We start from the raw sequence: 12,510 nt of genomic DNA on the forward strand, positions 1-12,510 counted from the left end.
CATACGATATTGCTACCCGTAGCAGCGATTACATTAAAATTATTAGCAGTTAAACTGCAACGGAGTACTCAACTCACCACATACTTAACTGCGTTTTATTCGAACCACTTTCATAGTTTCAAATTCAATACCGGCTACATCTTCCACATGTCGATAGTAAGTCACATTGACCCGTGCACCTTTTAAGCTCTGGTACTGCTGTTTACGTCGGTAGATAAAGGGCACATCGATGCCTTCCAGCATAATGGTGTGGCGGATCCAGTCGCCGTCTTTTTCTTCACGCTGCACATGTGACAATACTTTAACATTGTCGGTTTGATTAAGCTGACGGTGCTTTTCAACCAACTTGTGCCTTTCGCTCTTCACCCTTTTCTATCCTTTGATTTACCCTACAAACAAGTCTATTGAACTATATCGCTTCTATTTGCTCCACAATGAGCTGCACTGTTTCTTGCCCTCTAAAGACATTGATATCGAGTCGATAAGCAATACGAACGCGCTTAATCATAGCATTTGGCCATATATTGACATCAACATTAAAAGCAATAGCGTCGACTTCGTTGACACCGTCTGACTTTAGCACCATTTTAAGGTGTTTTTGCCCCACTAAACGCTGATCGATAAGGGTAAATTCACCGTCAAAAAGCGGAGACTCGAAGCCTTGTCCAAACGGGCCGGCTTGACGCAGCAGGTGTGCAAAAGGCAAACAGAGTTCTTCACAAGATAAATAACCATCAGAGAGTAATGCATGGTTACCGTCGAGCTTTTCCATATGCCTGGCCGCGATTTCAATAAACCCCTTCTCGAAGTCTTGCAGTTTTTCAAGAGGCAGGCTTAGGCCTGCGGCCATGGCGTGACCACCAAACTTATCTATAACGCCAGGGTAGCGAGTATTCACTTCCTCAAGCACATCACGAATGTGTACCCCCGGAATAGAGCGGGCGGAACCCTTGATAATTACGTCGTCTTGATGGGCAAAAGCAATAACGGGTTTAAGATATTTCTCTTTTAAACGCCCTGCGACAATACCAATGACGCCCTGGTGAAAGTCTTCCCTGTAAACCACTAGGGCACTTGGCATATCCCCTTCATCCAGTGCCATTTGCTCAAGCACAGCTTCAGCTTGCGCTTTCATACCGGTTTCAATTTCACGGCGCTCTTTGTTAAGCGCATCAAGTTCAGCCGCTATCATTCGCGCTTGAATCGTTTCTTCTTCTAACAAACAGGCAATGCCTTGCGACATGTCATCAAGGCGTCCTGCTGCGTTGAGCCTTGGTCCAACAACAAAGCCTAAGTCAGTTGAGGTCAAGTGAGCACAATCACGATTGGCTACTTCCACCAGCGCCTTAATGCCAGGCCGACACTTTCCTGCCCGAATGCGCTGAAGCCCCTGGTGAACCAAAATTCGATTATTCTTATCTAGTACCACCACATCGGCAACAGTGCCAACGGCAACGATATCGAGCAGTGAAGCTAAATTTGGCGGCGCGATGCCCACTTTTTCAAAATACCCTCGCTGCTGCAACTCAGCCTTTAGCGCAAGCATGATATAGAAGGCAACGCCCACCCCCGCTAAGTTTTTAGACGGAAACGTACAGCCAGGTTGGTTAGGATTTACTATCGCGTCAGCTGGCGGTAACACTTCACCAGGTAAATGGTGATCGGTAACAACAACTTGCATTCCTAACGCTTTAGCATGGGTCACACCGTCAATACAGGATATACCGTTATCCACCGTAACAATAACCTCTGCCCCTTGTTTAGCAGCTTCGTCTACGATGGGCACGCTAAGTCCGTACCCAAAATCGAATCGATTAGGTACTAAATAATCCACATTGCGATAGCCCATGGCGCGAAGCGTCAATATGCACACTGAGGTACTGGTTGCACCGTCGGCATCAAAATCGCCAACAATGACTATGCGTTTGTTTTGCTCTACCGCATTAGCAAGGATATGCGCCGCTTGGGGCATCCCTTTTAAAGCGTTAAAGTGGGTTAATCCTTTAAGACCGTTTTCCAAATCATCCATATTCGCCACATTGCGGCCACGATAAATTCTGTCGATAACTGGGTGTAAGTCTGAGCTTAGCGAGGCGCCGGAAACCTCGCGGCGAACAATAGGCAAAATCATGAGATACCACTAAAAAACATTGTCGTTACAATTGATGATGTACAGTGTAGTTCTGCTGTTTGCAGCAACAACCTACTCTTTCAGTATCGCAATGTCTCACTGTACAAAAATGTGATGAAAAACTTTTTGGAAAAGAATTTAAGAGATAATACCCCAGAAAAAGAAAAAACGCACAAGTGCGTTTTTTCTATAGTCTTTTGGAATTCTACAAAGCGTTACTCTGTCGCTTCTAGCGCCTTTGTCAACAATGCAGCAGGCTGATATCCAGGGATCAATGAACCATCAGGCATTATGATATTTGGAGTACCATTTACCCCTAGCTTTTGCCCCAGCATATACTGCTCGGCTACTTTGTTATTGCAGCTTGCGCTTGCCACATCGCTACCCGCTTTTGCTCTTGTGAGTGCTTTTTGAGGATCTTTGGCACACCATACTGACACCATATCTTCGTAATTCGGGCTATTTAGACCTGAACGTGGAAAGGCTAAGTAGTGAACCGTAATGCCAGCATCATTCAACGCATCAATCTCGTTATGGAACTTGCGGCAGTAGCCGCACGTGATATCGGTGAAAACACTGATTTCGTGCTTTTCATCTTTCGCTTTAAACGTTATTGAGGATGACTCCATTTTTTTTACGCCGTCTTTACGCAGACCAGAAAGCGCAATTTCTGTTTCGTTGCGCATTTCTTCGTCGATGTTAAATACCCGGGCCTGAAGTAAGTATTGGCCATTTTCACTGACGTAAAACAAACCGCGATTAGTCGATACCTGCACCAAACCTGACACTGGAGAGTCAGCGATCGTTTCAACATCTAAACCTAACATTGACGTTAACTTGTCACGGATAGCGGCTTCATCAGCGGCGTGTGCGCTAAGCCCTAGTAATGAACTTGCTGCGACGACGCCAGCTAACAATATTTTCTGTACTACTTTCACTAAACATTTCTCCATTGTGCCTTTTGGGCAACTGCGCTGGTGCTCTCATTAATCATAAAGCAACCGCTCACAATATAACGTTACTTCTCATCAGACCGTATTAATTACCAAAAAATTGCATGTCACATGCTAAATTTCAAGGAATATTCGCGAATATCCACGCCAAAAGGCTAGCCGTGAACTCTTACTATTTAGAAATAGTGCATATGATACGGTCACGAAATATTTGTTTAACTCGGACATCCTACCATACCCGTTTCAACTTAATACACGCCGAAAATGAACCTTGTCTTTTACAGCACTCAACTTGTAGCATTTGTGATGTAAAGATCGGTTCTTTTAACACTAGCCTCTTGGGTGATGACTGTGAATAAGCGTTTGAAGTCGCTCTGTTGCCACATGGGTATAAATTTGAGTAGTAGAGAGGTCACTGTGTCCTAACAGCATTTGCACAACTCGCAAGTCAGCGCCGTGATTAAGCAAATGTGTTGCGAAGGCATGCCTTAACGTGTGGGGTGATAAATGCTGCTCAATTCCGGCTTTCACAGCATAGTATTTGATACGATGCCAAAACGTCTGACGAGTCATTTTCTGGCCTCGTTTGCTCAGGAACACGAAATCAGAGGTCTTGGTTGCAAGAATGGGGCGCGCCGTTTTGATATACGTCAGCAGCCATTCAATAGCTTCTTCCCCCAGGGGTACTAGGCGCTCTTTGTTACCCTTACCTACTACTCGTACTACACCTTGCTGAATGCTTATCTGATCCATCGTCAACCCGATAAGTTCGCTTACTCGAAGGCCTGTCGCATAAAGCACTTCAAGCATGCTTTTATCTCTGCATTCAATGGGATCGTCAGTAAGCGGTGAATTAAGCAGGTCTTCTACCTGCTGTTCACTTAAGGAAGAGGGTAACGCTTTGGGTGTTTTAGGGTTAGACAGCGCTGAAACCGGGCTATCAACGCGAACTTGCTTACTAATAAGGTAAACGAAGAACGCACGAATTGCGCTCAGCGCTCGTTGGGTGCTGCGTGTCGATAAACCTTTATTGTGGCGAAAGGCTAGGTAGTCTTGAAGCTGCTCGGTAGTTAACACTGCGATATCCTTCACGCCTACGTTATTGCTGAAAATAGCGAGCTTAGTAAGATCAGTGCGATAGCTTTGCTGAGTATGCTCTGACAACCCTTTTTCAAGCCACAGCATTTCAATAAATCCATCGATATGCGCTTGGCTGGCCGCCGGTACATACGTTAGCTCTCGTTCAGTTCTTGCCATCTAAAAGCCACGCTTTTGTTTAATCAATTCATAGGCTGACTGAATATCCTGTGCTTTTTTCTTAGCAATCTCCATGGCCTGCTCTGGTAACCCTTTTGAGACAAGTTTGTCAGGATGATGTTCTGCCATGCGCTTTCTATAAGCACGTTTAATTGTTTTCTCATCATCGGAAGACGAGACGCCTAATATCTGATAAGCGTCGTCCATACTTTGCTGCTCTGAATACGCCGATTGTTGCCCAGCATATTGACGCTGACCCGCGCCCGAATGCGTGCGCTGTCCGCCTCGTTGCCTAAAGCGAATTTCGGCTTCGTACATAGAAATTAAGTAGTCTAAATCTCTACGTCTGAACCCTAGTGGTTTCGCTACTTTCTCAAGTACATTATATTCTTCTTGGGAGAGCTGTCCGTCTGCAAAGGCCGCTTGGATAAGTATTTCCAGAAACACTTGAAGAATGTCTCTTCTTCCATGGCTTGCTTCGTAAAATCCTTTTAGGGTGTCGACCAAAGGAAAATCCCGTGCTTTTCCTTCCCTAAACGCATCTTGTGCTTCACGTCGCGCGTCGCCGGTTAGTCGCATTTCATCCATAAGTGCCGTAGCAATCTGTATTTCGCGGTCGGTTACTTTACCGTCGGACTTAGCTAAGTGCCCTAATGCACTAAACAAACTGTGAAAGAAAATGGCCTGTTGTTTTAAGTTATTCTGGTCAGTAAAAAAGCGCCCAAAGCCACCTAACTGATTGAAATCTTGACGGTAAGCTTTATCGAAAAAATGACCAACTATTAAACCTAAAATTGCTCCAGGTATTTTTAGGAACATAAAGCCGAATAAGGCGCCGAGGATTTTTCCCCAAATTGACATCGCGTCATACTCCATTAGTGCACGAATCATAAAGGTGATGTTTTTTTCCTGTACACGCCGTGCACAGCGTGACAAGTGTCGCATCATATCAAATACATAACTTAGTTAACTAGCGCAAGCAGCGCGTTGCTATTCATTTTCTTACTATGCACCCAACTAACACTGATGTTCGACGCTATTGGGCAATCACTTGTTTTCGTTTTTTGGTTTCAGTGGCTCAAAATCAAGCAATCGACAGATATTTGTCTTACTCATTGTGATCATAAACGGATAAAAGTGCATTTTTTTGCCTGAATGGTTGGTAATTATGCCAGAAGTGCTTAGAATTGGGCGCTTAAATAAAAAGTAATCGCAAGTGATAAACTGATTCATCCTAAGCTTTAGTTGAAACGAGTACTATCACTGGTTTTTTAAACGTTATGTCGAACTAACCAAGACGCACATCGTCTTATTTGGGTTTAAAAGCAACATACAACAAAACAGGCCACCCGTTAACGCATGAAAAACACCTGCGCCATGCTTGTTTCCGCGACTCTTTTGCCTGCTGTCGCGCTTGCACAGGAAACAACAGCTTCAGACGCTACACCCTTAACAGATGCAGCCCCACTGGCGTTTTGTTCGGTTGAACCTGTTACCTTTAACAGCCAGGCACTAATGCCTAAAGGCCATGTTAAAGTAGAAGCTAACCGCACTGAAATTATCAAAGACACTGTAGCGCTGTTTTCGGGAAATGTAGATATTACGTCAGATACTGCTGTTATTAGTGCATCACAAGCCCAAATAAACGGCGGTGGTCGTGACCTTATTGCGAAGGGCGATGTAACCTATCAAGATGCCCAACTGAAGGTTGAAAGCGATGCGGTAACTCTTCGTTCCGAAGAAGAGCGTTTAGAGATGCAAAATACCCGCTATCGACTCACGGGTTTTGTGGGCCAGGGTGCTGCCAAAGACATCGTATTAGATACCGATTCAGGTATCGTGCTTAAAGAGGTTAGTTTTACTACCTGCCCTGAAGGTGAAGAAGACTGGTTAATACGCGCTAGTGAGATAAGCTTGGAAAAGGGGACAGTATGGGGACAAGCCAAGCACACGCGTTTTTATATTGCCGACGTACCAGTATTTTACTTACCCTATTTTGCGTTTCCTGTGAGCAATGAGAGACAGACTGGCTTGTTGTTTCCCGAACTCACAAGCTCGAGCAGAACAGGTGTCGATTACACTCAACCTTTTTACTGGAATATTGCGCCTAATTATGACATGACGATATCCCCCCGTTTAATGTCACTTCGCGGCTTGCAGCTGAACACCGAATTTCGTTATTTAACTGAACGCAGCGAAGGTAAAGCCTACGTTGAGTATTTACCTAGTGATTCTGATATCGAAGGCAATCCCGACCGCTATTTTTATCGTTTAGAACACCAAGGCCTCATCGCTGACAATTGGTTACTCAACATAGATTTTAATGGGTTGAGTGATGATAACTATCTTGTAGATTTAGGTTCTGACTATTACAGCCGTGCAGACACCCACCTATATCGTATCGTTGGGCTCAGTTATTACTCCGAAAATTTATCTGTAAGTGTGCAAATAAAAGATTTCGAAGTACTTGGTGATACTGCCGACAGCTATCGCGCCGTGCCTGAAATAAAGGTGAATTACAGCAAACCGTTGGGCGACTATTTTGAATTTAACTTGGATTCGGAAGTCGCGCATTTTGACAATACGTTAGATACAGCGCCAACCGCCACCCGTTTTCACATTGCGCCAACTCTAGCCATGCCGCTTCGCGCCGCGTGGGGTGAATTTGTCGCTGAAACCACGCTATTCCAGACGGTTTATCAGCAAGACAATGTGGAAGGCACTGACTTAAACGAGGACGTGGAACGCACCCTTGGCCAAGCGCGCCTCTACGGCGCACTGTATTTTGAGCGAGATACATCGTGGTTCAGTGACGACATGTCAATGACGCTAGAACCGAAAATACAGTACCTTTACACATCATATGAAGATCAAACTGCCATCGGATTTTACGACTCTACGCCACTACTTACCGATGTGGAAGGGCTATTTAGAGGCCAGGAATTTACCGGGCTTGACCGAATTAGCGATAACAATCAAATAACCCTTGGCGCTACCACACGCATGCTTGATAAAAACAATCGGGAACAATTCGTTCTTAGTGTGGGTCAGATATTCTACCTTGAAGATAACAAAGTCATTGCGGCAACCAAAAATCAAGATCGTTCTGCACTAGCAGCTGAAATTGACTGGCGCGTTAACAACAATTGGTTTCTCCATTCTGATGTACAGGTAACCACTGATACTGACAAAGTTGATTTAAGCAGCGTAGGTATTGAATACCGAAAAGACGACGCGCGCTTTATTCAATTAAGTCATCGGTATGTTCGCGACCTCAGCGGCGAGACGATAGATCAAATTGGCATTTCTGCAAGCTGGCCTATTTCCGAAAACTGGCAATGGGTTGGCCGTACGTATCGAGATCTTGAGCGCAATAGAAGTGTAGAAACTTACGCCGGTATTCAGTACGAGTCTTGCTGCTGGGCAGTGCGCGTTGTCGCACAACGTAGCTTAAATAATCGTTATAATGACGTTGGCCAGCAAACAACAGACGACTTTGATTCTGGTATATCGCTGCAGTTTATCTTTAAAGGCATTGGTTCGTCGGGAACCCGAAGAAGCATGCTACAAGACGGTATGTTTGGCTATCGTCAGCCTTATAGTTTAAATTAACCCGCAGTTGAGCGTTTTTAAGCGCTTAAATGCCATTAACCAATAATAAAAGAGTGTGTATGAAGTTCATTATCCGTGCATTGATGTTAGGTGCCCTACTCTCGTTTAACAGTTTTGCGCAAGAAGTCATGCTTGACCGTGTTGCTGTCATTGTTGACCAAGGCGTGGTACTTGAAAGCGAAATCGATGCCCTTGTACAAGAAGTAAAACGCAACGCAGAAGCGAATAATCAACAGTTGCCTTCAGACAGAGCGCTGCGCACACAGGCTATTGAGCGTTTGATCACCAAAAACCTTCAGCTTCAAATGGCTGAACGTATGGGTATACGCATCAGCGACCCACAGTTGGAACAGACCATTAGCAATATTGCGTCTAACCAAAATGCAACCGTTGAACAACTTCGCGCCCAATTAGCGGCTGAGGGTATTGCCTATGATGATTACCGCGAAGATATTCGTGAAGAAATTATTATGGGAGAAGTTCGCCGTGCAAACGTGCGCCGCCGTGTTTACATTACGCCACAAGAAATTGATACACTTATTGACCTCATAGAGCAACAGGGCGCGACCCAGGCAGAATACCGATTAGGTCATATTCTTATTGGCTTCCCACAGGAACCAACGGATGAAGACATTCAAGCAGCACGTGAGCGCGCTGATAAGGTTATTTCGTTGTTAGAGTCAGGTTCTGATTTTGCTAAGATCGCCATTGCATCATCTTCAGGTAATGAAGCATTAGAGGGTGGTGATATGGGCTGGCTAAACATTAATGCCATGCCTACCCTGTTCGCTGAAGCCGTTCAGGACAAAGATAAAGAGGCACTTGTTGGGCCCATTCGAAGCGGTGCGGGTTTTCACATTTTGAAGGTGCTAGACACGCGCGGAATTGAAAAAGTCACTGTTGAAGAAGTAAATTCTCGTCACATTCTTGTGAAGCCGTCTATCATCCTTAGTGAAGACAAAGCAAAAGCAATGCTTTCCCGCTTCAAGGAAGAAGTGAAAAATGGTGAGTCAGAATTTGCTGATTTAGCAAAAGAATATTCAGAAGACCCGGGGTCAGCCCTTCGTGGTGGTGAACTAGGGTGGTCAGACCCAAGTAATTATGTTCCAGAATTCAAAGAAGCGTTATCTCAACTAGAGCCGGGTGAGTTCAGTGAACCTGTTCGCACCGTTCATGGCTGGCACTTAATCCAACTTATCGATCGCCGTATGGATGATGCGACGGATAAGCGTAAAGAAGACAAAGCTTACCAGCTTATCTTTAACCGTAAATTTGCAGAGGAAACCGAGAACTGGTTACGTGAAATGCGCGATGCCGCATACGTAGAAGTTATCGACTCGTAACAATAAGTTATTCATGAGTACACCAATAAAAATAGCAATAACACCGGGGGAACCCGCAGGTATCGGGCCAGATTTAATCATTAAACTGGCCCGGGAAGCATGGCAAGCACAGCTTGTCGTATTTGCTGATAGAGAGATGCTTGAAGCGCGGGCAAGCGCGTTAGGCCTGCCCCTCACGCTTATCGATTACGATGCCAATAACCCGCAGATTCAACCTGCGGGTTCCTTGTTTATTAAGCAAATTGATAAGTCGGTCGACGTTATACCGGGCAAGCTTGATAGCGAAAACGGTTTGTACGTGGTAGAAACGCTGCGCCAAGCTTGTCAGGCTAATATAGACGGCGATTTTGACGCGGTTGTTACCGGTCCCGTTCACAAAGGCATTATCAACAAAGCGGGTGTATCGTTTAGCGGCCATACCGAGTTCTTTGCATATCAATCTAATACGATTGACGTGGTGATGCTACTAGCCACTGAAGGCTTGAACGTTGCGCTTGCAACGACACATATTCCTCTAGAATACGTAGCAAAAGCCATAACTCGAGACCGTCTATATAAAGTCATCCATATCATCAATACCGACTTAAAACTTAAGTTTGGTATTAAAGAGCCCCACATTTACGTGTGCGGTCTAAACCCGCATGCTGGAGAAGATGGGCATATTGGCACTGAAGAAATTCATACTATTATTCCTGCGCTTGATGAGCTTAGGGAAGAAGGTCTAAAAATAACGGGGCCTTTACCGGCCGACACCATCTTTCAACCTAAATACTTAGAACAGGCCGACGTTGTGCTTGCGATGTATCACGACCAGGGCCTTCCCGTGTTAAAATATAAAGGTTTTGGGGCATCTGTGAACATAACACTAGGATTACCCTTTATTCGCACTTCGGTCGACCACGGCACTGCGCTAGACTTAGCGGGTACGGGCGAGGCCGACGCCGGCAGTTTTAGAAAAGCATTGGAAAAAGCCATTGAGCTTGCATATCATCAACAATGAGTAAAACACATTTAGGCCACACGGCCAGAAAGCGCTTTGGGCAGAATTTCCTACACGATGAATACGTAATAGGAAAAATTGTCGCCGCAATCGCGCCTAAAAACGAACAAAACTTGGTAGAGATAGGGCCTGGCTTAGGTGCCTTAACAGACCCAGTTTGTGAAGAAGTCGACGCGCTAACGGTTATTGAGTTAGACCGTGACTTAGCAAAACGCTTACGCCACCATCCGTTCAACGGCGATAAGCTTACCGTCATAGAACAAGACGCGATGACCATGGACTTTGGTTCGTTGGCAAAAGAAATGCCGGTAAAAGGCAAAAAACTTCGCGTGTTTGGCAACTTGCCTTATAACATTTCAACGCCGCTGATGTTCCACCTTTTTGACCACGCTCACTGCATTGAAGACATGCATTTTATGCTACAAAAAGAAGTGGTTAATCGTCTGGCAGCAGGGCCCGGGTCGAAAAATTACGGCAGGCTTTCAGTCATGGCGCAATACTATTGTCATGTTATTCCCGTACTGAATGTGCCACCAGGCGCCTTTAAGCCACCACCAAAAGTCGACTCGGCTGTAGTGAAGCTTGTGCCACACCAATCCCCCCCTGTAGACGTTGAGTCAGTGAACACGCTCGAACGTGTTTGCGCGCAAGCCTTCAATCAGCGTCGCAAAACCATACGCAACTCACTTAAAGACTGTTTAAGTGAAGATGAAATTCGTGAACTAGGTCTCGACCCTACGTGTCGTGCTGAAGTTTTATCACTCAACGATTTTGCTAAGCTGGCTAATGCCGTAACGGCAAAAGAGAGTCAACAAGAGCAATAGCCCCATTCATGGATGTACTTGATATTAAGGTGCGGGTTAAAACCCGCCACCTCCCGGAACACCTTCCGTCCGATTCAAAGCAGTTCGCCTTTGCGTACCACATCACTATTGAGAACAATAGCGATAAAACCGTGCAACTTATTAATCGCTATTGGAAAATCACTGACGCAAACGGCAAAACGTCGGAAGTACAAGGCGCAGGTGTCGTGGGGAAACAACCCATATTGAAAGCTGGCGAGCAATTTGATTACACAAGCGGCGCAGTCATTGACACACCCGTGGGTAATATGGAAGGCTATTATGAAATGGAATTGGAAGACGGCGAGCGTTTTCGGGTTCCTATTAATGTATTTCGTTTAGCCATTCCTAGTATTCTCCATTAAGGATTTTATGTCTCAAGGTAATACTTACGTCGTTGGCGATATTCAAGGCTGCTATGACGGTCTGCGTCGCGTTCTAGACAAAGTTAACTTTGATGAGGTTAACGATAGACTTTTTGCTGTGGGTGATTTGGTTGCTCGTGGAGAAGACTCCCTGAGCACGCTCCGGTTTTTGAAATCTCTCAGTAACAATTTTCAGAGTGTGTTGGGGAATCACGATTTACACCTACTGTCTGTGGTTAACGGTATACGCAAAGCCAAAAAGTCAGATAAGTTAGCACCTTTGCTTAACGCTTCTGATTTAAGCGACCTTGTTGACTGGCTTCGAAAGTTCCCACTGGCGATGAAAATAGACCACCGCTCGGTTATGATCCACGCCGGACTTTATCCTCAATGGTCTATTGAACAAAGCCTATCTCTTAGCGATGAAGTAAGCACAATTTTAAGGTCTGATACCTATGCTGATTTTTTGGGTCGCATGTACGGTAATACACCCGATAAATGGTCTGAGAATTTAAAAGGTGAAGAACGTCTTCGCTTTATCGTAAATGCATGCACCCGAATGCGCTTCGTTTACGATGATGGCACACTTGACTTTGATAATAAGTCCCACCCTAGCGCTGTGTCTCATAGTACAAGCAATATAATCATGCCTTGGTTCAAGCGAAAAAACACCCAACTTTCATCTGAACAGCGGGTTGTTTTTGGGCATTGGGCTGCGCTTTCTGGCCAAACCAACAGTCTGCAATTTATAGGGCTGGATACGGGGTTTGTTTGGGGTCAAAGCATGACTTTGCTTAACTTAAGAAATTCATCCCTCGTTGCTATAGACGCTTAACCCCCAGCAACGGTTAAAGGCATCTCCTGACGAGGTGGTTTTAAACCTCACTGGTATTACCAGTTAGGTTTTACTGATTATTTCCATACTAAGTTGCTAAATAAAATAAACATTAAGTTATTGTAGCCGATACAATTACGTCAGCTTACAACGATGATGTTTCATTATGTTC

The 12,510-nt window shown here is 45.0% G+C and carries 11 protein-coding genes; 6 read left to right on the forward strand and 5 right to left on the reverse strand.

Translation table 11 applies throughout. The annotated features are described in order from the left end of the window. Positions 1 to 84: 84 nt before the first annotated feature. From JC525_RS04115 to djlA, 5 genes are all read right to left on the reverse strand, one after another. Complete coding sequence (locus JC525_RS04115; RefSeq protein ID WP_198814658.1) at positions 85 to 366, reverse strand: hypothetical protein; 282 nt, start codon at positions 364 to 366, stop codon at positions 85 to 87. A 43-nt stretch (positions 367 to 409) separates the two neighbouring features. After that, positions 410 to 2,131, reverse strand: coding sequence for a single-stranded-DNA-specific exonuclease RecJ (gene recJ / locus JC525_RS04120; RefSeq protein ID WP_198814659.1), 1,722 nt, complete (start codon positions 2,129 to 2,131; stop codon positions 410 to 412). Positions 2,132 to 2,346: 215 nt separating this feature from the next. Further along, positions 2,347 to 3,069, reverse strand: coding sequence for a bifunctional protein-disulfide isomerase/oxidoreductase DsbC (gene dsbC / locus JC525_RS04125; RefSeq protein WP_198814660.1), 723 nt, complete (start codon positions 3,067 to 3,069; stop codon positions 2,347 to 2,349). Positions 3,070 to 3,414: 345 nt separating this feature from the next. Next, a complete protein-coding gene (gene xerD, locus JC525_RS04130) occupies positions 3,415 to 4,341 on the reverse strand; it encodes a site-specific tyrosine recombinase XerD (RefSeq protein WP_198814661.1) in 927 nt (308 codons plus the stop codon). Then, positions 4,342 to 5,202 (reverse strand): co-chaperone DjlA, encoded by an 861-nt coding sequence (gene djlA, locus JC525_RS04135; RefSeq protein ID WP_198814662.1) that lies wholly within the window; start codon positions 5,200 to 5,202, stop codon positions 4,342 to 4,344. 498 nt (positions 5,203 to 5,700) lie between these two features. Here djlA and JC525_RS04140 point away from each other — a divergent pair, with 498 nt between their 5' ends. Genes JC525_RS04140 through JC525_RS04165 form a run of 6 tightly spaced genes read left to right on the forward strand, consistent with a single transcriptional unit; the run spans position 5,701 to position 12,338 of the window. Beyond that, the gene (locus tag JC525_RS04140) at positions 5,701 to 7,953 is read left to right on the forward strand and encodes an LPS-assembly protein LptD (protein WP_198814663.1); all 2,253 of its coding nucleotides are present in this window, start codon (positions 5,701 to 5,703) and stop codon (positions 7,951 to 7,953) included. Positions 7,954 to 7,982: 29 nt separating this feature from the next. Beyond that, entirely contained in the window at positions 7,983 to 9,296 is a 1,314-nt protein-coding gene (gene surA, locus JC525_RS04145; RefSeq protein WP_269822330.1) for a peptidylprolyl isomerase SurA, read from the forward strand. Between the two features lie 13 nt (positions 9,297 to 9,309). Continuing rightward, on the forward strand, positions 9,310 to 10,296 hold the full coding sequence (pdxA, locus tag JC525_RS04150; protein WP_198814665.1) for a 4-hydroxythreonine-4-phosphate dehydrogenase PdxA: 987 nt from the start codon (positions 9,310 to 9,312) through the stop codon (positions 10,294 to 10,296). Continuing rightward, positions 10,293 to 11,120 (forward strand): 16S rRNA (adenine(1518)-N(6)/adenine(1519)-N(6))-dimethyltransferase RsmA, encoded by an 828-nt coding sequence (gene rsmA, locus JC525_RS04155; protein ID WP_198814666.1) that lies wholly within the window; start codon positions 10,293 to 10,295, stop codon positions 11,118 to 11,120. The genes pdxA and rsmA overlap by 4 nt, the downstream gene beginning before the upstream one ends. Positions 11,121 to 11,128: 8 nt before the next feature. Further along, positions 11,129 to 11,503 carry a Co2+/Mg2+ efflux protein ApaG gene (gene apaG, locus JC525_RS04160; protein ID WP_198814667.1) on the forward strand — a complete coding sequence of 125 codons (375 nt, stop codon included), beginning with the start codon at positions 11,129 to 11,131 and terminating at the stop codon, positions 11,501 to 11,503. A gap of 7 nt (positions 11,504 to 11,510) precedes the next feature. Beyond that, positions 11,511 to 12,338, forward strand: coding sequence for a symmetrical bis(5'-nucleosyl)-tetraphosphatase (locus JC525_RS04165; protein WP_198814668.1), 828 nt, complete (start codon positions 11,511 to 11,513; stop codon positions 12,336 to 12,338). Positions 12,339 to 12,510 lie beyond the last annotated feature (172 nt).

The organism is Alteromonas sp. IB21, from assembly GCF_016405965.1.
Classification (GTDB): domain Bacteria; phylum Pseudomonadota; class Gammaproteobacteria; order Enterobacterales; family Alteromonadaceae; genus Alteromonas.

Bases quoted from the DNA above. Each gene is read 5' to 3' on its own strand.
- recJ (WP_198814659.1), bottom strand. From the start codon at position 2,131: ATGATTTTGCCTATTGTTCGCCGCGAGGTTTCCGGCGCCTCGCTAAGC.
- xerD (WP_198814661.1), bottom strand. From the start codon at position 4,341: ATGGCAAGAACTGAACGAGAGCTAACGTATGTACCGGCGGCCAGCCAA.
- djlA (WP_198814662.1), bottom strand. From the start codon at position 5,202: ATGTCAATTTGGGGAAAAATCCTCGGCGCCTTATTCGGCTTTATGTTC.
- JC525_RS04140 (WP_198814663.1), top strand. From the start codon at position 5,701: ATGAAAAACACCTGCGCCATGCTTGTTTCCGCGACTCTTTTGCCTGCT.
- surA (WP_269822330.1), top strand. From the start codon at position 7,983: ATGCCATTAACCAATAATAAAAGAGTGTGTATGAAGTTCATTATCCGT.
- pdxA (WP_198814665.1), top strand. From the start codon at position 9,310: ATGAGTACACCAATAAAAATAGCAATAACACCGGGGGAACCCGCAGGT.
- rsmA (WP_198814666.1), top strand. From the start codon at position 10,293: ATGAGTAAAACACATTTAGGCCACACGGCCAGAAAGCGCTTTGGGCAG.
- apaG (WP_198814667.1), top strand. From the start codon at position 11,129: ATGGATGTACTTGATATTAAGGTGCGGGTTAAAACCCGCCACCTCCCG.
- JC525_RS04165 (WP_198814668.1), top strand. From the start codon at position 11,511: ATGTCTCAAGGTAATACTTACGTCGTTGGCGATATTCAAGGCTGCTAT.